Genomic DNA, 19,430 nt, shown 5'->3' with positions numbered 1-19,430 from the left:
GGATCGTTGCCTTAGCGTTAACGCAGGCTAAGGAAATCGACAATCTGCGTGAAATAATCTTCAAAGCCTGCAAAAGCGTGGTTGCCGCCGGTTTCCACCGTCTGACGGCATGGCGCGTAGTACGCGACTGCCTGGCGGTAATCCAGCACCTCGTCGCCGGTCTGCTGCAATAGCCAGATGAGATCCGGGGCGTCGAGCGGCTCAATTTGCATCACTTTCAGATCGTAAATATGGCGAGACTCTAGCACATATTGCTGCCCGGTGTAGGGGTTCTCGTTAGCGCCGAGAAAATCGGTCAGCAGCTCAAAGGGGCGCACCGCCGGGTTCACCACCACAGCCGGCAGCAGAAAACATTGCGAAAGCCAGGTCGCGTAATAGCCGCCAAGCGACGAGCCCACGACGCCGAGCGGTTCGCCGCCGTGCTCAAGCACTAAAGATTCCAGCAGCTCCGCCGCATCAGACGGATACGGCGGCAGTTGAGGAACAACCATGTTGATATCAGGGTGATGCTGCGCCAGCCAGCGTTGCAGGCTGGTGGCCTTCGCCGAGCGAGGAGAACTGTTAAAACCGTGGAGGTAGAGGAGCGTAGACATCAGTATCCTTCTGATGCGGTATCAGGGCGGAACTGCGCGCCTTCAAGGCGGCACACTTCCGTGGTGAGTGAACCGTCAGGGTGCAGATTCAGCCAGCGCCAGCCGGGCGCAACCGTATCGAGCGTAAAGCCGGCGCAGTGGGGTTTAAACTGAACGCAGGTGGACGGCGTCGCCATCAGGCGGCGCCCGTTCCAGTCGAGATCCAGTTCCTGATGGATATGGCCGCAAAGCAGATGTTTCACTTGCGGGTAGCGGTTCAGCACATCATCCAGCGCCTGGGCATTGCGCAGGCTGTGTTGATCGAGCCAGCCGCAGCCGGACGGTAACGGATGATGGTGTAAGAGCAGTAACGTATGGCGCTCCGGCGCCTGCTGAAGCATGCGCTCAAGCCACTCAAGCTGGTAGTCGCTCAGCTCGCCGTGCGGCACGCCAAAGACCTGGCTGTCGAGCAGCAGCACCTGCCAGCGATCGCCCGCGAACACGCGTTTGGCGGGCGAAATACCGGAGTCGTGCAATGTACTGAACATGGCGGGCTGGAAATCGTGGTTGCCCGGCAGCCAGACGCAGGGCGCAGGCAATGTGGCAATCCCCGCCGCGAAGTGCTCATAAGCCTCAGGCGTATGATCCTGCGCCAGATCGCCTGTCGCGACAATCAGATCGCACTCGCGCTGCTCGGCATGAAGCACTGACAGCACCGCCTGGTAGCTCTCCCAGGTGTTGATGCCAAGCAACGTCTCGTTCTTTCCGGCAAACAGGTGAGTATCTGTAATTTGTAAGATCCTGACGCTGGCCCCACCAGCAACAGGAAGGTTTAACAGGCTTTCCAAATGGTGTCCTTAGGTTTCACGACGCTAACAAACCGGAACCGCCATTGCTCCATGCGCTAAACAGTAGCGTAGCCAGTCAGCAAGAAACTGGTTAATTTGATGTTTTTCGTCGCGCTGATGCAACTTTTTATTTGGGTAATCATAACGCGCTTTGAAGCGAAAGATCTGCTGGCTTGAACACACTTCCGCGACCATGGCGTCATGGTAAAGCCTTACGCTCATTGACGGCAAACTCCAGTAACTCACTTTCGGCGCAGTTTGCTCTATCTGCACAAGCGTGGTGTATCGGGTTGATTCGAGGATGGTTAAACGGTATTGCGCGCCCGCCACCTGATAACTAATGGTTTCGCCCGGCGCGTCGTTGCGCGGCAGCAGGCGGCGCAACTGCGCGAAGTTGGTTTCGCACAGGCGCATCATTTCTGGAAAATCAGGTGTATAACGCTTCATATTCAGGTGTTCCACTCGTTTCTCAATGCTTGATAATGTAACTGCAGCCATTGCAGTGCGATGACGGAGGCTGCGTTGTCGATTCTCCCCTCTTCTACCCACTGGTATGCCTGTTCCCGGCTTACCACATGAACCCGAATATCTTCGTTTTCATCAGCCAGACCGTGTATGCCTTGCGCGGTCGTGGCGTCCACTTCGCCAACCAGTAATGACAGGCGCTCGCTGGTGCCGCCAGGGCTTGCCAGATAGCTCATGAATTTTTTTACCCGCCCGACGGAAAGCCCCGCTTCTTCTTCCGCTTCGCGGCGAGCGACCTCTTCCACCGTTTCGCCAGGCTCAATCATGCCGGCGACCAGTTCCAGCAACCACGGGGTGTCGCTGGTGTCAAAAGCGGCGATGCGAATCTGCTCGATAAGGACCACCTCATCGCGCACAGGGTCAAAGGGTAGCAGGACTGCAGCATGGCCGCGCTCAAAAATTTCACGCCGAACTTCACCGCTCATTTCACCGTTAAAAAGACGGTGCCGAAAGCGGTAAAGATCGAGCGAAAAAAAGCCGCGATATAGCTTTTCCCGTGCAATAATTTCTACATCGTTTTTGGTGAAAGTAATGGGGCTTCGGGTTGATTTGCTCATGATGGTTTCCGGTTCGAGATGGTGCCGAATCTGGGCATTTCAAGCCAGTTTACCTGCCGTTTCATTGCCCATGTGATAGATTGTGGAAATTTAGTGGCAGAAGGCACGTTACGCCAAGCCTCACGGCGGGTTGACTCTGGTAGAATCGGCGATCAATTTTCGGCTTCTGACAGCGCTAATAAATTCTTTATGCTTCACAACAAGGAATGCAAATGAAGAAACTGCTCCCCATCCTTATCGGCCTGAGCCTGACGGGCTTCAGCGCCATGAGCCAGGCAGAAAACCTGTTGCAGGTTTACCAGCAGGCACGTTTAAGCAACCCGGACCTGCGCAGCTCCGCTGCTGACCGCGACGCCGCATTCGAAAAAATTAACGAAGCCCGCAGTCCTTTACTTCCGCAGCTCGGCCTGGGTGCAGATTACACCTATAATAGCGGTTTTCGCGATAACGACGGCATCGACAGCACCGCCAAGAGCGCGTCGCTGCAGTTAACGCAGACCATCTTCGATATGTCCAAATGGCGCGCCCTGACGCTGCAGGAAAAAACCGCAGGCATTCAGGATGTGACCTATCAGACCGATCAGCAAACGCTGATGCTGAACACCGCGACGGCCTATTTCCAGGTGCTGAGCGCCATTGACGCGCTCTCCTACACCGAAGCGCAGAAACAGGCGATTTACCGCCAGCTCGATCAAACCACCCAGCGCTTTAACGTAGGCCTGGTGGCGATTACCGACGTCCAGAACGCCCGCGCGCAGTACGATAACGTGCTGGCCAATGAAGTGACCGCGCGTAATAACCTCGACAATGCGCTGGAACAGCTGCGTCAGGTAACCGGCAACTACTATCCGCAGCTTGCGTCGCTGAATGTCGATAGCTTTAAAACCACCAAACCGGCTGCCGTTAACGCGCTGCTGAAAGAAGCAGAGCAGCGCAACCTGACGCTGTTGCAGGCCCGTCTGAGCCAGGATCTGGCGCGTGAGCAGATTCGCTACGCCGAAACCGGCCATATGCCGACGCTCGGCTTAACGGCGTCCAGCAGCGTCTCGGATACCGATTACAGCGGCAGCAATACCGGCGGGGCGGCAGCGAGCAATTATGCCGACCGTAAAATCGGCCAGAACTCCGTCGGCCTGAGCTTCAATCTGCCGCTCTACAGCGGTGGTTCGGTGACGTCGCAGGTTAAACAGGCGCAATACAGCTTCGTGGGCGCCAGCGAGAAACTGGAAAGCGCGCACCGCAACGTGGTACAGACCGTACGTTCTTCCTATAACAACGTGAACGCCTCCATCAGCAGCATCAAAGCGTATGAGCAAGCGGTCGTTTCCGCGCAAAGCTCACTCGATGCGATGGAAGCGGGTTACTCGGTCGGTACGCGTACCATCGTCGATGTGCTGGACGCCACCACCACCCTGTACAACGCCAAGCAGCAGCTCTCCAGCGCGCGTTATAACTACCTGATCAACCAGCTCAATATTAAATCTGCGCTGGGTACGCTCAACGAGCAGGATCTGGTCGCGCTGAACAACTCGCTGGGCAAACCGGTTTCCACCGCGCCGGAAAATGTCGCGCCGGAAAACCCGCAGCAGGATGCCGCCGTGAATAACATGACCAACAGCGGCGGTTCAGCATCCGCTATGCAGCCAGCCGCGGCAACGCGCAGCGGCAATAGCAACAGCAGCAATCCGTTCCGTCAGTAACGTCTGCGCGGGAGGCCCATACGCCTCCCGCCTGAACGTAAGTCAACGTAAAGATCCCCGCGCCATCCGGCTCCCCGCTTTAATTTCAACCACTCATCCACTATCCTGAGCACCATAACTGTGCAATACCACTGGGTCAGGATGCAGGCATGAAACGGACAAAACAGATTAACCGCGCAATGTTTCGCAAAAGCTGGAACGCGCGCCATTTAACGCCGGTGGCCTTCGCGGTCACGGCGGCGTTTATGCTCGCCGGTTGTGAAAAGAACGACGAAACCGTGCAGCTTTACCAGAATGCGGACGATTGCTCGACCGCCAACCCCGGCAAAAGCGCTGAGTGCACCACCGCGTACAACAACGCCCTGAAAGAGGCGGAGCGCACCGCGCCGAAATACGCCACGCGTGAAGACTGTGTCGCGGAATTTGGCGAAGATCAGTGCAAGCAGGTCAATAATACCAATACCAGCCAGGCCACGCAGCAGACCGGCAGCATGTGGATGCCGCTGATGGCGGGTTACATGATGGGCCGTCTGATGGGCGGCGGCGGCATGGGGTTCGCCCAGCAGCCGTTGTTCAGCTCGCGCAACCCGGCAAGCCCGGCTTACGGTAAATACACCGACGCCAGCGGCCGCAACTACGGCGCCGCGCAGCCGGGCCGCACCATGAACGTACCGAAAACCGCGCTGGCGCCGAAACCGGCCACCACTTCGACCATCACCCGCGGCGGTTTCGGCGATTCCGTCGCGAAACAGGCCACGATGCAGCGCAGCGCCGCAGGCTCCTCCTCTTCTCGTTCAATGGGCGGCTGACACATGGAAAGAATCGCTATCAGCGAGCGCCCGGACTGGCGCGAAAAGGCAACGGAATACGGCTTTAACTTCCACACGATGTACGGCGAGCCGTACTGGTGCGAAGACGCCTACTACCGGCTGACGCTGGCGCAGGTCGAAAAGCTCGAAGACGTGACCGCCGAGCTGCACCAGATGTGCTTACAGGTCGTCGAGAAAGTGGTTGCAAGCGACGCGCTGATGACCAAATTCCGTATTCCTAAGCACACATGGGAGTTTGTGCGTCAGTCCTGGCGCAGCGGCCAGCCGTCGCTCTATTCGCGTCTCGATCTCGCCTGGGATGGACGCGGCGAGCCGAAGCTTCTTGAAAATAACGCCGACACGCCGACCTCTTTGTATGAAGCGGCGTTCTTTCAGTGGATCTGGCTTGAAGATCAGCTGCGCGCCGGGAACCTCCCGCAGGGCAGCGATCAGTTCAACAGCCTCCAGGAGAAGATCATTGAGCGTTTCGGCGAGCTTAAAGCGCAATATGGCTTTAACCGCCTGCATCTCGCCTGCTGTCGCGATACGGTAGAGGATCGCGGCACGGTGCAGTATTTACAGGATTGCGCCAGCGAAGCCGGGATCGAGAACGATTTTCTGTTTATCGAAGATATCGGCCTTGGCGAAAAGGGGCAGTTTACCGATCTGCAGGATCAGGTGATTAGCAATCTGTTTAAGCTCTATCCGTGGGAGTACATGCTGCGCGAGACGTTCTCCACCAAGCTGGAAGACGCGGGCGTGCGCTGGCTGGAGCCTGCGTGGAAGAGCATCATCTCCAACAAAGCGTTGCTGCCGCTGCTCTGGGAGCTCTACCCGAACCACCCTAACCTGCTGCCAGCTTACTTTAGCGAAGATAATCCGCCGTCGATGGAAAAATATGTGGTGAAACCCCTCTTTTCCCGCGAAGGCGCTAACGTGTCGATTATCGAGAACGGTCAGACCATCGAGCAGGTGGAAGGCCCGTATGGCGAAGAAGGCACTATCTTGCAGCAGTTCTGCCCGCTGCCGAAATTTGGTGACAGCTATACGCTTATCGGCAGCTGGCTTATCAACGACCAGCCCGCCGGGATCGGTATTCGTGAAGATAAGGCGCTGATAACCCAGGATCTGTCGCGCTTCTACCCGCATCTGTTTGTGGAATAACAGCGATGGCGCCCCAGGGGCGCCATGGTTAACCCACCTGCACCGACAACATGCTTAACGACGCCATTTCCAGACCATCCACCGGAACGCTCACTGTTTCGGTGCCGTCCCACGTGCCGAGCGCGTACAGCAGCGGCAGGAAATGATCCGCCGTCGGGTTCGACAGGCTGCCGCCGGGATGATCCAGATAGTTGACCAGCGGGTGATCTGCCGCCTCGCCGCGCCACGTCAGGTTTTCTTTGACAAAGTTATTGAACGACTCCGCCCACGGGTACGGCTCACCTTCCCCATGCCAGCGTGCAGTACGCAGGTTATGGACGACGTTGCCGCTCGCCACCAGCATGACGCCTTCGTCACGCAGTGCGGCAAGGCGGCGGCCCATCTGATAGTGCCAGACCGGAGGTTTGGTACTATCTATACTCAACTGCACTAGCGGAATATCCGCCTGCGGATACATTTTTATCAGTACGCCCCAGGCGCCGTGGTCAAAGCCCCAGGCGTCTTTATCGAGCGTAACCGGCAGCGGCGCGAGAAGATCCACGACGCGCTGCGCCAGCGCTGGCGAGCCGGGGGCCGGATAATGGGTATCGTACAGCGCCTGCGGGAAACCGCCGAAATCGTGAATGGTTTGCGGCTGTTCCATCGCGGTCACGCCGGTACCGCGCGTAAACCAATGTGCCGAAACCATCACAATGGCTTTCGGACGCGGCAACGTTTCGCCAAGCGCGCGCCAGGCGCGGGTATAACGGTTATCTTCCAGCACGTTCATCGGGCTGCCGTGGCCCAGAAACAGTGCAGGCATACGGGATGACGGAGTCATTTTTTTATCCTGAAACGGTAATATCAATGGACTTACCTTACGCCGATTACGCGCTGAAAGAACGGAGATAACCATGATGAAGACCGTCAGAAAATTTGAATGTAAGTAATCTGTAAAAGCCACGGACGGGCCTCGACTTTTCCGTTCCGCTCGATACATTAATGATAATCATTATCAAAAAGGAGTGTTCGATGTCTGTGCCTCTGATCCTGACCTTACTGGCGGGCGGCGCCACGTTTATCGGCGCGCTACTCGGCGTGCTCGGTCAGAAGCCCTCTAACCGGCTGCTGGCTTTCTCGCTGGGTTTTGCCGCAGGCATTATGCTGCTGATTTCCCTTATGGAAATGCTGCCCGCCGCGCTCGGCGAAGAAGGCATGTCGCCGGTGCTGGGTTATGGCATGTTTATCGTCGGCCTGCTGGGCTATTTCGCGCTCGATCGCCTGCTGCCGCACGCGCATCCGCAGGATCTTATCGATCCGTCGCCAGCTCACGCGTCGCGTAACCTGCGCCGCACCGCGCTCCTGTTGACGCTTGGCATCAGCCTGCATAACTTTCCGGAAGGTGTCGCCACCTACGTGACGGCCAGCACTAATCTGGAGCTGGGTTTCGGGATTGCGCTCGCGGTCGCGCTGCACAACATCCCGGAAGGGCTGGCGGTGGCGGGCCCGGTTTATGCGGCAACGGGCTCGCGCCGTAAAGCCGTTATCTGGGCGGGGCTCTCCGGGATGGCTGAAATTCTGGGCGGGGTACTGGCGTGGCTGATCCTCGGCACGATGGTGTCGCCGGTGGTCATGGCGGCGATTATGGCGGCGGTCGCAGGGATCATGGTGGCGTTGTCGGTAGATGAGCTGATGCCGCTTGCCAAAGAGATCGATCCGCATAACAACCCGAGCTACGGCGTGCTGTGCGGCATGTCGGTGATGGGATTAAGCCTGACGCTGCTGCAAACCAGCGGCCTTAGCGGCTAATAAAAAAGCCCGGTCAGACCGGGCTTTTCAGAAGCATTCAGGCCCGGCGTTCGCCGGGCTTTTTGTCAACTCGCTTTGCGCTCCTGCGCCTGGCGATAGCTCACTAAATCTTCGATGGTCACGACCGGCATATTGTGTTCGCGGGCAAACGCGATGCACTCCGGCGCACGCGCCATGGTGCCGTCGTCATTGGTCAGTTCGCACAACACGCCCGCTGGTTTAAAGCCTGCCAGCGAGACTAAATCGATGGTCGCTTCGGTGTGACCGCCGCGAGTCAATACCCCGCCCGGCTGCGCGCGCAGCGGGAAAACGTGCCCAGGACGGTGCAGATCGGATGGTTTCGCGTCATCGGCAATCGCCGCGCGAATGGTCGTGATGCGGTCGGCGGCGGAAACGCCGGTCGTCACGCCGTGCGCCGCTTCGATAGTCACGGTAAAGCCGGTGCCGAACGCGCTGGTGTTGTTTTCCACCATCATCGGCAGGTCGAGCTGTTTACGGCGTTCTTCGGTCAGGCACAGGCAAACGATGCCGCTGCCGTGACGGATGGTTAACGCCATCTGTTCAACGGTCATGGTTTCGGCGGGGAAAATCATATCGCCTTCGTTTTCACGGTTCTCGTCATCGAGCACCATCACGCCGCGCCCTTCGCGCAGTGCGGCGATCGCGTTTTCCACGCGTTCAAAAGCGGTGCCAAAAGCAGAAAGAAGCGTCTGATTCATGGTAAAGAAACCTCATTAATTATATGGATTACCAGAATCAGGGCGGTCTTAGGAGTGCCGACAAGCGGCAAGCAAAATAACGTGAGTGGGCATAAGCCCAGGCAGATCGTTACTCTCTCCCATCCGGACTTTAACCGTCGGCCCCGGAATTACACCGGATCTGCTGACCTTCAGAAACAACCTGAAGCGCTCGCGGGCTTTCAGTTTACCTTGCGTCTGACGCTTTCGCGCAGAAGCAGGATCAGCCTGATTTACCGCCGGTGGGGAATTACACCCCGCCCTGAGAATAAGCGGAATAACTATAACGCCATTGATAATCGTCGGCAATGCATGAGATTCAAACATTTCCGGTTTATACCCTTCCGATCAGCGATTACAATTACTCTTCAGACCATACCAGATCAGGGAAACCGCTATGATTGACCCGAAAAAAATTGAACAGATCGCCCGTCAGGTCCATGAATCGATGCCAAAAGGGATCCGTGAGATCGGGGAAGATGTTGAGAAGAAAATCCGCCAGGTATTGCAGGCCCAGCTGTCTCGCCTGGATCTGGTGAGTCGTGAGGAGTTTGACGTGCAGACGCAGGTACTGCTGCGCACGCGTGAGAAACTGACGGCGCTGGAACAGCGTCTGACTGCACTGGAATCCAGCGGCGCAACCACCGCCTCCGCGCCGGCAGAGACTTCAGCGACCGCAGGCAGCGCCAGCGCGCCCGTCACCGCCGTGACGCCGCCGCCTGCCATCCCGCCGGTTGACAGCCTCGACAAGCAGGACTGACAGAAACAACAACGCCCCCTGCCAGGCAAGGGGCGTTCGCACCAGACGGCTTTAACTGTTCTTCTGGATCTTCTTAATGATATTGGTGGTCGAGCAGCCATCTTCAAAGTTCAGCACCATGACCTCCCCGCCGTTGGCCCACACCTCTTTGCTGCCTGCGATATCTTCAGGCTTATAGTCGCCGCCTTTGACCAGCAGATCCGGCAGGATTTCGCTGATAAGCCGCTGCGGCGTGTCTTCTTCAAACGGCACCACCCAGTCGACCGCTTCCAGCGCGGCCAGCACAATCATGCGCTGCTCCTGCGGGTTTACCGGACGGGTTTCGCCTTTCAGGCGTCGGGTGGAGGCATCACTGTTGACCGCCACAATCAGACGGTCGCCGAGTTTGCGGGCATTCGCCAGATACGAGACGTGGCCTGCGTGAAGAATGTCGAACACGCCGTTGGTCATCACCACTTTCTCGCCGCGCTTGCGCGCCGCCAGCACGGCTTCTTTCAGCGCCGCTTCGCTCATCACGCCAAAGCCGGTTTCCGAGCGCCCGCGCACGGCGTTTTCCAGTTCCACCGGCGATACGGTTGACGTACCGAGCTTGCCGACCACCACGCCCGCCGCAGCGTTCGCGAAGAAGCAGGCTTCTTCCAGCGAATTGCCGGACGCCAGCGTCGCCGCCAGCACGCCAATCACGGTATCGCCCGCGCCGGTCACGTCATAGACTTCCTGCGCCTGCGTCGGCAGGTGGAACGGCGCTTTGCCCGGTTGCAGCAGCGTCATGCCCTGTTCCGAGCGGGTCACCAGCAGCGCGCTGAGATCGAAATCGGCGATGATTTTCATGCCGCGCTCGACAATCTCCTGCTCGTTTTTGCATTTGCCCGCCACCGCTTCGAATTCAGACAGGTTCGGCGTCAGCAGCGTGGCGCCACGATAGCGCTCGAAATCGGTGCCTTTGGGATCGATAAGTACCGGAACGCCCGCGTTACGCGCCAGCTGGATCATCTGCTGGACGCTTGCGAGCGCGCCTTTGGCGTAGTCAGAAAGCACCAGCGCGCCGATCTGCCCCAGCGCCTGGTTGATGCGCTCGTGCAGCGGCTCGGGATCGACCCCGTCGAAGCCCTCCTCGAAATCAAGGCGAATCAGCTGCTGGTTGCGCGACAGCACGCGCAGCTTGGTGATGGTCGGGTGCGTCGGCACTGACACGAAATCACACTTCACGTTCACCTGTGAGAGTGACTGGCTGAGCGCGCGCGCCGCGTCGTCAATGCCGGTCAGGCCGACCAGGCGCGAACTGGCCCCGAGAGACGCGATGTTCATCGCCACGTTCGCCGCGCCGCCCGGGCGCTCTTCGATGGTTTCCACTTTCACGACCGGCACCGGCGCTTCCGGCGAAATGCGGCTCGTCGGGCCATACCAGTAGCGGTCCAGCATCACATCACCTACTACCATGACGCCTGCGCGTTCAAAATCGGGCAGCGTTACTTTCATTCCTGACTCTCCTGAGAGACACCAAAATTTGCGCGCGATGATAGCACAGTTACGCGCAATCGCACGGTTACGCCGGGGCCAGCCAGCGCCGCCAGCTGTCGCGCACCTGTTCGCGCTCGGGCCCGAACGCCGTCTGCGCCACATGCCCTGGCTGTTCCTGCAAGGCCAGATGGTGCAGTTCATCGCGAAGGGTGACATAGGCGTGCGTGAGCGCTTTCGCTTCGTCCTCGCGCATAATGTCGTGCTGCGCCAGTAGTTCAAGAATACGCACATTATCGGACCAGCGCGTCAGCTTCGGCTGCTCCGGCGCGTAGCGCAGCACCAGATACTGCGTAATAAATTCGATATCCGTAATGCCGCCTTCATCGGCTTTGATATCAAACCGATCGCGGTATTTATTGCCCAGGTGCGCGCGCATTTTTTCGCGCATCTCGCGCACGTCGGTTTGCAGCTTGTCGTTGTCGCGCGGGGTGGCGAGCACCTCACGGCGAATGGCGTCAAACTGCGCCTGCAGCGGCCTGTCGCCGTAGACGACGCGGGCGCGCACCAGCGCCTGATGCTCCCACGTCCAGGCCTCGTTTTTCTGGTAATCGGCGAACGCTTGCGCGGTAGTCACCAGCATCCCGGCCGCGCCGGACGGGCGCAGACGGGCGTCCACTTCATAGAGAATGCCGGACGACGTGCGGGTGCTGAAGAGATGCATAATGCGTTGCGCCAGGCGCAGATAGAACTGGCGCCCGTCGATCTCGCGCTCGCCGTCGGTCATCACATCCGCCGGACAGTCGTGCAGGAAGACTAAATCAAGATCGGAGCTGTAGCCGAGCTCCCAGCCGCCAAGTTTGCCATAGCCCACCACCGCGAAACCGCGGCCGTCGCGTTCGCGCAGATGCGTCGGCTGGCCGTAGCGCGCCACCATATGGCCCCACGCCTGCTGTACCACCGCGTCGATGATTGCCTCGGCAAGCCAGGTTAAGTGATCGCTCACTTTCATCACCGGCAGCGTACCGGCGATATCCGCCGCGGCCACACGCAGCAGTTGCGCCTGTTTAAACTGCCGCAACGCCTCAAGCTGTTGTTCTTCGTCGTCATCCGGCACGCGCAGCAGATACTGGCGCAGTTCATCGCGGTAGGCATCCATCGCCGTCGGCTGATAGAGCGTATTCGGATCGAGCAGTTCATCAAGCAGCAGCGGATAGCGCGCCAGCTGGCTTGCGACCATCGGCGAGGCGGCGCACAGGCGGATTAAGTGCTTCAGCGCGCCGGGATATTCGCTTAACAGCTCAAGATAAGTGGTGCGCGTAACGATGCCGGTCAGCAGCGGCGTCACGCGGGAGAGCGCCAGCGCCGCGTCGTCAGGACTTGCGCAGACGGCACTCAGCAGGGGCGGCATCAGGTTATCGAGCACCTGACGCCCGCGCGGGCCAATGGTGCGCTTTTCGGTCTCTTTGCGAAAATCCGCGAGCGTCGCGAGGAACCGCATCCGGCCTTCCGCCCCTAACGCGCTCAGCACCGGCGCGTCGTCGTCGGCATCCAGCGCGTCATGCCACAGCTCGCGCCAGCCTTCGTTCAGCGCCTCTTCGCCTGTGCCCGGCTCTTCATCGCCGATAAGCTCGTTAAACACGCGGCGCACGCCCGCCATATGGCGCTCCAGCCGCGCGCTGAGCGCCTCCCAGCGCTCTTCGTCCATCGCCCACGCCAGACGCGCGCGGTTCAGCGCGTCGCCCGGCAGCGTCTGGGTTTGTTCATCGTTAATGCTTTGCAGCAGGTTTTCGAGACGCCGCAGGAAGAGATAGGCGTCCCGCAGGCAGGCGGCGTCGCCAGCGGAAAGCAGATGCAGATGTTCAATCGCCTCAAGCGTCGGCAGCAGCGAGCGCTGCTGTAAGGACGGCTCGCGCCCGCCGCGGATCAGCTGGAACACCTGGACGATAAATTCGGTTTCGCGAATACCGCCCGCGCCGAGTTTGATGTTATCGGTCAGCCCCCGGCGGCGCACCTCGCGGGCAATCATGCCCTTCATATTTCGCAGCGACTGAATCACGCTGAAATCGATATAGCGGCGGAAGATGAATGGCCGCAGCATGGCGCGCAACTCCTGGCTCCAGGCGTCGTCGGTGTCGCCCATGATGCGCGCTTTCACCATCGCGTAGCGCTCCCAGTCGCGCCCCTGCTCCTGGTAGTAATCCTCAAGCGCGGCGAAGCTCAGCACCAGCGGGCCGCTGTCGCCGAACGGGCGCAGGCGCATGTCCACGCGGTAGACAAAACCGTCCTGCGTGGGCTGGTCGAGCGCTTTAATGAGCCGCTGGCCAAGACGCGTGAAAAACTGGGCATTATCCAGCTCGCGCCGGCCGCCCTGCGTCGAGCCGCCTTCCGGCCAGGCGAAGATAAGATCGATATCCGAAGAAAAGTTGAGCTCGCCGCCGCCAAGTTTCCCCATACCGAGGATCATCAGCGGCTGTGGGACGCCCTGCGCGTTGCATGGCGTGCCCCATTCGCGACAGCAGGCGGCGTAAAGCCAGTCGCGCGCAGCGACGATAAGGGTTTCCGCAAGCTGGCTGAGCTGCGTGAGCGTTTGCTGCGTGGTGGCCTGTTTCAGCGTCTGCGACCAGGCGATCCGCGTCATCATCCGGCGGCGGAACTGGCGCAGCGCGCGCATCAGCGCCGCCTCGTCGTTAACGTCCGCAAGCGCTGTCTGCAGCCAGGCGGGGTAATGCTGCCACTCGTCAGGCACAGGCGGCGCGGCTTCCAGCTCGTTCAGCCATTCCGGGCGCGCGCTGAGCGCCTCGCGCACGAAATCGCTGAAGGTCAGCACCGCGCGCGCCTCATCGCTGAGTGCGGCGGTATCAAAAGGCAGCCGCTCCACCACGGCTTGCCAGTGCTGTTGCAAAGGGAGGGAGAGCGGCGTCATGCGGGTTTCCTGTGGTTATTTACACTTTCCCGCTGTGCCGCCAGAACGGCGCCTGCGAGATAGCCTCATTGCGGAAGTGTTCAATTTCAATGCGCTGGCCGGTTTCGATGGCGTGACGCAGCCCCTGCCAGTTATCGAGCCAGAACAGCGCGACGGTTTCGTTATAGACGCCCGCCAGCAGACGCAGCGCGTCCAGTTCGCGCGAAAGACGCGGCAGTTGATCAACGTAGCGGTCGCCGAGCGGCTGGCCAAACGCGGCTTTCAGCTCGGCGGCGTGACGCGAGAGGTTAATATCGGCAAAGCGTTTCCAGGAATCCGCCATCTTCTGACGGCCCTTTTCATCAAGGAAAGGCTGCCAGCCGCGGAAGATCAGCCATTCGGTGAGCGCCAGGCGCGCAGAGGCCTGAATAGCGCTGAAAGCAACCGTCTGGGCCGACGCGTCGGTCGCAAGCGTCGCCTCGCACTGGGTCAGCAGGTCACGTAAGCGAGTACTCGCTTTTCGGGGAACGATGCCGCCGAACAACGCCAGCGTATGGCGTACCAGCGCAATCGCCTCTCGCACCTGCTGCTTCGCTTTGTCGTTACCACGCAGCCACAGCTCGTCGTGGTACAGCCAGTGATCGAGCGCCCACTCCAGCGACGCTTCAAGCCCCTGTTCGACAGTCATTTTCGCAGGCGCTTTAAGGAGCGTGAGCGGACGCAGCGGGCGTTCAGGATTCCCCTGCGCCAGGTGATAACCGCGCGCCGCTTTGCTGAGGCTCCCCTGACGCAGGCCCGGTTTCGCGACCAGCTGACGGGCGAACTTCAGTACGTCGGCCGCCTCGCCCTGAAGCAGTTCCAGCTCCAGCTCGCAAATAGGCTCCGCCAGCTCGCCGGCTTTCACTTCGCCGCGATCAAGCGCCAGCTCAATGCGGCTTTCACCGTAAGTAACCACCCACTTTTCACGCGCGAAATCGGTGCTGAACAGCGGCTGCACCGCCGCCTGCAACGTCTCGGGCGACAGCCCTTCGGGCCAGACTTCCGCCGGAAAGCGCGTGAGCGCAAGCTCCGGGGATTCCAGCGCGACATTATATTCCGGACGCTGATGCAGCCCGCCGGTCGTGCGGCCAGCCACTTTCATGGTCATCTCATAACGGCCATTATCGCCGCGAACGCGCAGCCCCATATCGTGACGGCGCAACTGGTTGTCCGCGGTTTCGTAATAGATGTTGAGCAGCTGGCGCGGGTCGCTGTGTTCGGCCTCAAGGGCATTCAGCGCGGCGCGCAGCGCGTCAATCTGTTCGGGGTCGACGATAAATTTGAGTTCGATTTCCTGAGCCATGTCTCTGCTTTACTCGTTGAGTCACACTGAAGAAAACTCCAGCGAACTTAATAGCCTGGTATCTGTCAGTAGATAGTATTTTGCGAAAAATTGCCATGTTTGAGGCTTTTTGACGCCATCAAAATACGAAATTTGCCGCGGTGGCAGGCGACAGGCTGACCAGGAAGATTCCCATTCAGGTTTACGCTTTGCATCGTCAGACTGATGCCACTACTATCGTTCCACTTTCAACGACAATAACGACCAACTGATGCACAAATTACGTCTGATTTGCCTTTCCCTGCTTGCGCTTAGCGTCACTTTCCAGGCCGTTGCCGAAGAAAAACGCTATGTCTCGGATGAACTCAACACCTGGGTGCGTAGCGGCCCCGGTGACAATTACCGCCTGGTCGGCACGGTCAATGCCGGCGAAGAAGTCGCACTGCTCGAAAGTAACGGCAAATATGGACAGATTCGTGATACCAGTGGCCGCACATCGTGGATCCCGCTGGAGCAGCTGAAAAGCGAGCCCAGCCTGCGCACCCGCGTGCCGGAGCTGGAAAATCAGGTCAAAACCCTGACCGATAAACTGACGAATATCGACACCACCTGGAATCAGCGCACGGCGGAGATGCAAAAGAAAGTCGCCGCCAGCGACGGCATCATTAACGGCCTGAAAGATGAGAATCAGAAGCTCAGAAACGAGCTTATCGTGGCGCAGAAGAAAGTAAACGCCGCCAATATTCAGATCGATGATAAACAGCGCACCATCATCATGCAGTGGTTTATGTATGGCGGCGGCGTGCTGGGCGTCGGCCTGCTGCTCGGTTTACTGCTGCCGCACATGATCCCAAGCCGCAAGCGCAAAGACCGCTGGATGAACTAAACCGCTCAGGGCAGCGCCCGCTGCCCTTTTCACTCACCATCTCCTCTACACTTAACGTATTATCTGTCGGCTAAATCGATGTCGGAGTGGAATGCGTGAAGAGTTATCTGGTTGGTGGTGCGGTGCGTGATGCCCTGTTAGGGCTGCCGGTAAAGGACAAAGACTGGGTGGTCGTGGGCGCCACGCCCGCCCAGATGCTGGAGCTTGGGTATCAGCAGGTCGGCAAAGATTTTCCTGTGTTTCTGCACCCGCAAACCCATGAAGAGTACGCGCTGGCGCGCACCGAGCGGAAATCCGGCCAGGGTTATACCGGCTTTACCTGCTATGCCGCGCCGGACGTGACGCTGGAGCAGGATTTACAGCGCCGCGATCTCACCATTAACGCCATCGCTCAGGACGACTGCGGCGAATTTATCGACCCTTACCACGGCCGCGACGATCTAAAAGCGCGCCTGCTGCGCCATGTCTCCCCCGCGTTTAACGAAGATCCGCTGCGCGTGCTGCGCGTGGCCCGCTTCGCCGCGCGTTACGCTCACCTCGGGTTTCGCATCGCGCCGGAAACGCTGGCGCTGATGCGCGAGATGGCGGAGAACGGCGAACTGGAACACCTGACGCCGGAGCGCGTCTGGAAAGAAACGGAAAGCGCGCTGACCACCCGTAACCCGCAAATCTACTTCCTGATGCTGCGCGAGTGCGGCGCGCTGAAAGTGCTGTTCCCGGAAGTCGATAAGCTGTTCGGCGTCCCGGCTCCGGCCAAATGGCACCCTGAAATCGACACCGGCATTCATACGCTGATGACGCTCTCCATGGCCGCGATGTTAAGCCCGGCGGTGGACGTGCGTTTTGCCGCGCTGTGCCACGATCTCGGTAAAGGCCTGACGCCGCCGCACCTCTGGCCGCGCCATCACGGTCACGGCCCGGCGGGCGTGCGCCTTGTGGGGCAAGTCTGCCAGCGGCTGCGCGTGCCGAACGACATTCGCGATCTCGCGAAGCTGGTGGCCGAATTCCACGACCTGATTCATACCTTCCCGGTACTGAAACCGCGCACGATTGTGGGCCTGTTTGATTCAATAGACGCCTGGCGCAAGCCGCAACGCGTTGAGCAGATTGCCATCACCAGCGAAGCGGACGTGCGCGGACGCACCGGGTTTGAAGCGAAAGATTATCCGCAGGCGCGGCTGCTGCGCGAAGCGTGGGAAGTGGCGCGCGCGGTATCGCCAAAAGAGGTCGTAGAAGCTGGCTTTACCGGCCCGGCGATTCGGGAAGAGCTGACAAAACGGCGTATTCGCGCGGTGGCGGCCTGGAAGGAAGCGCGGTGCCCCCAGCCTGCGGCTGAGGGCTAAGACGTTTACATGAAGACCGCGTAAACCGCAGCGGCAACGATGAAACGGTAGATCGCGAAAGGAATAAAAGAGATACGCTTGATGATGTGCAGGAAGGTTTTGATCGCTACCAGCGCCACGACGAAGGCAGTGACAAAACCGACCGCGAACATCGGCAGATCCGCCATCGTCAGGAAGCCCATGCTTTTATAGAGATCCAGCGCCGTGGCGCCCATCATCATCGGCACGGCGAGCAGGAATGAGAACTCAGAGGCCGCGTAGCGGCTGACGCCCACCAGCATACCGCCGGAGATAGTCGCGCCGGAGCGCGAGAAGCCCGGCCACAACGCGAGGCACTGGAAGCAGCCGATGAAAAACGCCTGGCGATAAGTCATATCATCAAGCCCCGGCGCTTTGGGTTCTTTCGGTTTGAACACTTCAGCGATAATCAGCAGCACGCCGCCGACCACCAGCGCATAGGTCACATTGATCGGGTTAAACAGCGATTTGATGAAATCGTGGAACACCAGGCCAAGCACCACCGCCGGCACCATACCGAGCAGAATGTGAATGAGCGAAAGGCGACCTTTGCCAAGCCCTTCATGCGGCGGACGCCCGAAGTGAATGCCGATGAGCCCGAACAGGCGACGCCAGAACATCACGACGACCGCCAGAATGGAACCCAACTGGATAACCACCTCAAAGGTTTTCGCGGTGTCGCCTTCAAACCCCAGCAGGTGGCCCACGATAATCATATGGCCGGTGCTGGAGACCGGCAGGAATTCGGTGAGCCCTTCAACAATGCCCAGGATCGCCGCCACCAGCAGCGAGTGCATATCAGTCATTCAGTAAACCCTCGTACCCCAAAAATAAGCGCTAAAAAACGCGGCAGTCAGCGCGACGGCCGCGTAAGTTCCTGCATTATGACCGGTATACCCGCGTTTGGTTTACTCATTATGAATTTAAATGTTTTAATTCGGATTATTGCTACGCTCAATCATTACACCGACGTTCGCGGCCTGCGCCACTGCGCCTGGCTTGCTTAATTTGATGCGTACCCAGGGGGCGTTAAAGCGCGTCAGAATGATCTCCGCCACTTCTTCCGCCACCCGCTCCACCAGCGCAAAACGACCATTACCGACGTGCTCCAGCACCGCCTGCGTGACGTCGGCGTAGCTCAGACAGTCGCGCACGTCGTCACTCGCGGCCGCCGCGCGGTTGTCCCAGCCGATTTCGATATCGAACACCAGTTTCTGCTCGATGGTCTGTTCCCAGTCGTAAACGCCAATAGTGGTGATTACCGAAAGTTGCTCTATAAATACTATGTCCATCACGGCCCTGCCTGTTTTTAGCCCAGCCGGATACCACTTCCGGCAAAATATGCGTATTATCCACAGATGCAGAGAATACAACGACATTTTCACAACGGAACAGCGTTATGAGTGCAATCGCGCCTGGAATGATCCTCCTCGCGTACCTTTGCGGCTCGATCTCCAGCGCCATTCTGGTCTGCCGCATCGCAGGTCTCCCCGACCCTCGTGACAGCGGTTCCGGCAACCCCGGAGCGACCAACGTCCTGCGGATTGGCGGCAAGGGAGCAGCCGTAGCGGTACTGATATTCGACGTGCTGAAAGGCATGCTGCCCGTCTGGGGCGCGTATGCGCTGGGCGTGACGCCGTTCTGGCTGGGGCTTATCGCCATTGCCGCCTGTCTGGGCCATATCTGGCCGGTCTTTTTCCATTTTCGCGGCGGTAAAGGTGTGGCGACGGCGTTTGGCGCGATTGCGCCTATCGGCTGGGATCTTACCGGCGTGATGGCCGGCACCTGGTTTCTGACAGTGTTGTTGAGCGGTTACTCGTCACTGGGAGCGATTATCAGCGCGCTGGTGGCGCCGTTTTATGTCTGGTGGTTTAAACCGCAGTTTACGTTCCCGGTGGCGATGCTCTCCTGTCTTATCCTGCTGCGTCATCACGATAATATTCAGCGCCTGTGGCGCGGCCAGGAAAGTAAAATCTGGAGCCGGTTTCGCAAAAAGCGGCCACAAAAAAAGGAGTGATGATTCACTCCTTTTTCTTTAT

General features: G+C 59.1%; 19 protein-coding genes and 1 riboswitch. Of the genes, 8 read left to right on the top strand and 11 right to left on the bottom strand.

Going from position 1 to position 19,430, the window contains the following annotated elements:
• Positions 1 to 17: 17 nt before the first annotated feature.
• Genes yqiA through nudF form a run of 4 tightly spaced genes read right to left on the bottom strand, consistent with a single transcriptional unit; the run spans position 18 to position 2,502 of the window.
• Entirely contained in the window at positions 18 to 593 is a 576-nt protein-coding gene (gene yqiA, locus AB8W27_RS03405) for an esterase YqiA (RefSeq protein WP_015742449.1), read from the bottom strand.
• Positions 593 to 1,420, bottom strand: coding sequence for a 3',5'-cyclic-AMP phosphodiesterase (cpdA, locus tag AB8W27_RS03400; protein WP_007764014.1), 828 nt, complete (start codon positions 1,418 to 1,420; stop codon positions 593 to 595). Before cpdA ends, yqiA begins: the two co-directional genes overlap by 1 nt.
• A gap of 24 nt (positions 1,421 to 1,444) precedes the next feature.
• On the bottom strand, positions 1,445 to 1,867 hold the full coding sequence (locus tag AB8W27_RS03395; protein WP_007764016.1) for a DUF1249 family protein: 423 nt from the start codon (positions 1,865 to 1,867) through the stop codon (positions 1,445 to 1,447).
• Positions 1,868 to 1,869: 2 nt separating this feature from the next.
• Complete coding sequence (gene nudF / locus AB8W27_RS03390; protein WP_041923917.1) at positions 1,870 to 2,502, bottom strand: ADP-ribose diphosphatase; 633 nt, start codon at positions 2,500 to 2,502, stop codon at positions 1,870 to 1,872.
• Between the two features lie 212 nt (positions 2,503 to 2,714).
• On the opposite strand from nudF, the gene tolC reads away from it, so the two are divergent.
• From tolC to AB8W27_RS03375, 3 genes are all read left to right on the top strand, one after another.
• Positions 2,715 to 4,202 carry an outer membrane channel protein TolC gene (tolC, locus tag AB8W27_RS03385; RefSeq protein ID WP_041923918.1) on the top strand — a complete coding sequence of 496 codons (1,488 nt, stop codon included), beginning with the start codon at positions 2,715 to 2,717 and terminating at the stop codon, positions 4,200 to 4,202.
• Positions 4,203 to 4,351: 149 nt separating this feature from the next.
• Positions 4,352 to 5,011, top strand: coding sequence for a DUF1190 family protein (locus tag AB8W27_RS03380; RefSeq protein WP_015742454.1), 660 nt, complete (start codon positions 4,352 to 4,354; stop codon positions 5,009 to 5,011).
• A 3-nt stretch (positions 5,012 to 5,014) separates the two neighbouring features.
• The gene (locus tag AB8W27_RS03375) at positions 5,015 to 6,175 is read left to right on the top strand and encodes a glutathionylspermidine synthase family protein (RefSeq protein ID WP_015742455.1); all 1,161 of its coding nucleotides are present in this window, start codon (positions 5,015 to 5,017) and stop codon (positions 6,173 to 6,175) included.
• Positions 6,176 to 6,203: 28 nt separating this feature from the next.
• Here AB8W27_RS03375 and ygiD read toward each other — a convergent pair whose 3' ends face one another.
• A complete protein-coding gene (ygiD, locus tag AB8W27_RS03370) occupies positions 6,204 to 6,995 on the bottom strand; it encodes a 4,5-DOPA dioxygenase extradiol (protein WP_041923919.1) in 792 nt (263 codons plus the stop codon).
• A 191-nt stretch (positions 6,996 to 7,186) separates the two neighbouring features.
• Here ygiD and zupT point away from each other — a divergent pair, with 191 nt between their 5' ends.
• On the top strand, positions 7,187 to 7,963 hold the full coding sequence (gene zupT, locus AB8W27_RS03365) for a zinc transporter ZupT (RefSeq protein ID WP_041923920.1): 777 nt from the start codon (positions 7,187 to 7,189) through the stop codon (positions 7,961 to 7,963).
• A gap of 65 nt (positions 7,964 to 8,028) precedes the next feature.
• On the opposite strand, the gene ribB is transcribed toward zupT, so the two are convergent.
• A complete protein-coding gene (gene ribB, locus AB8W27_RS03360) occupies positions 8,029 to 8,682 on the bottom strand; it encodes a 3,4-dihydroxy-2-butanone-4-phosphate synthase (RefSeq protein ID WP_015742458.1) in 654 nt (217 codons plus the stop codon).
• A gap of 107 nt (positions 8,683 to 8,789) precedes the next feature.
• Positions 8,790 to 8,974: riboswitch (FMN riboswitch) on the bottom strand.
• A 123-nt stretch (positions 8,975 to 9,097) separates the two neighbouring features.
• Here ribB and AB8W27_RS03355 point away from each other — a divergent pair.
• Positions 9,098 to 9,460 (top strand): accessory factor UbiK family protein, encoded by a 363-nt coding sequence (locus AB8W27_RS03355; RefSeq protein WP_015742459.1) that lies wholly within the window; start codon positions 9,098 to 9,100, stop codon positions 9,458 to 9,460.
• Positions 9,461 to 9,511: 51 nt separating this feature from the next.
• Here AB8W27_RS03355 and hldE read toward each other — a convergent pair whose 3' ends face one another.
• From hldE to AB8W27_RS03340, 3 genes are all read right to left on the bottom strand, one after another.
• On the bottom strand, positions 9,512 to 10,939 hold the full coding sequence (gene hldE, locus AB8W27_RS03350) for a bifunctional D-glycero-beta-D-manno-heptose-7-phosphate kinase/D-glycero-beta-D-manno-heptose 1-phosphate adenylyltransferase HldE (RefSeq protein ID WP_041923921.1): 1,428 nt from the start codon (positions 10,937 to 10,939) through the stop codon (positions 9,512 to 9,514).
• A gap of 67 nt (positions 10,940 to 11,006) precedes the next feature.
• Complete coding sequence (gene glnE / locus AB8W27_RS03345; RefSeq protein WP_015742461.1) at positions 11,007 to 13,844, bottom strand: bifunctional [glutamate--ammonia ligase]-adenylyl-L-tyrosine phosphorylase/[glutamate--ammonia-ligase] adenylyltransferase; 2,838 nt, start codon at positions 13,842 to 13,844, stop codon at positions 11,007 to 11,009.
• 19 nt (positions 13,845 to 13,863) lie between these two features.
• Positions 13,864 to 15,165: an inorganic triphosphatase gene (locus AB8W27_RS03340; RefSeq protein WP_015742462.1), complete on the bottom strand. Its 1,302-nt coding sequence runs from the start codon at positions 15,163 to 15,165 to the stop codon at positions 13,864 to 13,866.
• Positions 15,166 to 15,415: 250 nt separating this feature from the next.
• Here AB8W27_RS03340 and AB8W27_RS03335 point away from each other — a divergent pair, with 250 nt between their 5' ends.
• Both AB8W27_RS03335 and AB8W27_RS03330 read left to right on the top strand, forming a co-directional pair.
• A complete protein-coding gene (locus AB8W27_RS03335) occupies positions 15,416 to 16,030 on the top strand; it encodes a TIGR04211 family SH3 domain-containing protein (protein ID WP_007764052.1) in 615 nt (204 codons plus the stop codon).
• Positions 16,031 to 16,125: 95 nt separating this feature from the next.
• Positions 16,126 to 17,373, top strand: a complete 1,248-nt coding sequence (locus AB8W27_RS03330; protein WP_015742464.1) for a multifunctional CCA addition/repair protein — start codon at positions 16,126 to 16,128, stop codon at positions 17,371 to 17,373.
• 5 nt (positions 17,374 to 17,378) lie between these two features.
• On the opposite strand, the gene bacA is transcribed toward AB8W27_RS03330, so the two are convergent.
• Both bacA and folB read right to left on the bottom strand, forming a co-directional pair.
• Positions 17,379 to 18,197, bottom strand: a complete 819-nt coding sequence (gene bacA, locus AB8W27_RS03325; protein WP_015742465.1) for an undecaprenyl-diphosphate phosphatase — start codon at positions 18,195 to 18,197, stop codon at positions 17,379 to 17,381.
• Positions 18,198 to 18,323: 126 nt separating this feature from the next.
• On the bottom strand, positions 18,324 to 18,683 hold the full coding sequence (gene folB / locus AB8W27_RS03320) for a bifunctional dihydroneopterin aldolase/7,8-dihydroneopterin epimerase (protein ID WP_007707315.1): 360 nt from the start codon (positions 18,681 to 18,683) through the stop codon (positions 18,324 to 18,326).
• Between the two features lie 107 nt (positions 18,684 to 18,790).
• On the opposite strand from folB, the gene plsY reads away from it, so the two are divergent.
• Positions 18,791 to 19,408, top strand: a complete 618-nt coding sequence (plsY, locus tag AB8W27_RS03315) for a glycerol-3-phosphate 1-O-acyltransferase PlsY (protein ID WP_015742467.1) — start codon at positions 18,791 to 18,793, stop codon at positions 19,406 to 19,408.
• The last annotated feature ends 22 nt before the right edge of the window (positions 19,409 to 19,430 follow it).

This window comes from Cronobacter turicensis, from assembly GCF_041222865.1.
Lineage (GTDB): Bacteria > Pseudomonadota > Gammaproteobacteria > Enterobacterales > Enterobacteriaceae > Cronobacter > Cronobacter turicensis.
Note: the sequence above shows the minus strand (reverse complement) of the source record. Positions and strands in the feature narration are given on the sequence as shown.

Excerpts from the sequence above, each read along its gene's own strand:
- AB8W27_RS03340 (WP_015742462.1), bottom strand. The coding sequence starts at position 15,165 with ATGGCTCAGGAAATCGAACTCAAATTTATCGTCGACCCCGAACAGATT.
- tolC (WP_041923918.1), top strand. The coding sequence starts at position 2,715 with ATGAAGAAACTGCTCCCCATCCTTATCGGCCTGAGCCTGACGGGCTTC.
- AB8W27_RS03380 (WP_015742454.1), top strand. The coding sequence starts at position 4,352 with ATGAAACGGACAAAACAGATTAACCGCGCAATGTTTCGCAAAAGCTGG.
- hldE (WP_041923921.1), bottom strand. The coding sequence starts at position 10,939 with ATGAAAGTAACGCTGCCCGATTTTGAACGCGCAGGCGTCATGGTAGTA.
- AB8W27_RS03395 (WP_007764016.1), bottom strand. The coding sequence starts at position 1,867 with ATGAAGCGTTATACACCTGATTTTCCAGAAATGATGCGCCTGTGCGAA.
- ribB (WP_015742458.1), bottom strand. The coding sequence starts at position 8,682 with ATGAATCAGACGCTTCTTTCTGCTTTTGGCACCGCTTTTGAACGCGTG.
- yqiA (WP_015742449.1), bottom strand. The coding sequence starts at position 593 with ATGTCTACGCTCCTCTACCTCCACGGTTTTAACAGTTCTCCTCGCTCG.
- AB8W27_RS03355 (WP_015742459.1), top strand. The coding sequence starts at position 9,098 with ATGATTGACCCGAAAAAAATTGAACAGATCGCCCGTCAGGTCCATGAA.
- plsY (WP_015742467.1), top strand. The coding sequence starts at position 18,791 with ATGAGTGCAATCGCGCCTGGAATGATCCTCCTCGCGTACCTTTGCGGC.
- ygiD (WP_041923919.1), bottom strand. The coding sequence starts at position 6,995 with ATGACTCCGTCATCCCGTATGCCTGCACTGTTTCTGGGCCACGGCAGC.
- glnE (WP_015742461.1), bottom strand. The coding sequence starts at position 13,844 with ATGACGCCGCTCTCCCTCCCTTTGCAACAGCACTGGCAAGCCGTGGTG.
- nudF (WP_041923917.1), bottom strand. The coding sequence starts at position 2,502 with ATGAGCAAATCAACCCGAAGCCCCATTACTTTCACCAAAAACGATGTA.
- AB8W27_RS03335 (WP_007764052.1), top strand. The coding sequence starts at position 15,416 with ATGCACAAATTACGTCTGATTTGCCTTTCCCTGCTTGCGCTTAGCGTC.
- folB (WP_007707315.1), bottom strand. The coding sequence starts at position 18,683 with ATGGACATAGTATTTATAGAGCAACTTTCGGTAATCACCACTATTGGC.
- zupT (WP_041923920.1), top strand. The coding sequence starts at position 7,187 with ATGTCTGTGCCTCTGATCCTGACCTTACTGGCGGGCGGCGCCACGTTT.
- bacA (WP_015742465.1), bottom strand. The coding sequence starts at position 18,197 with ATGACTGATATGCACTCGCTGCTGGTGGCGGCGATCCTGGGCATTGTT.
- AB8W27_RS03375 (WP_015742455.1), top strand. The coding sequence starts at position 5,015 with ATGGAAAGAATCGCTATCAGCGAGCGCCCGGACTGGCGCGAAAAGGCA.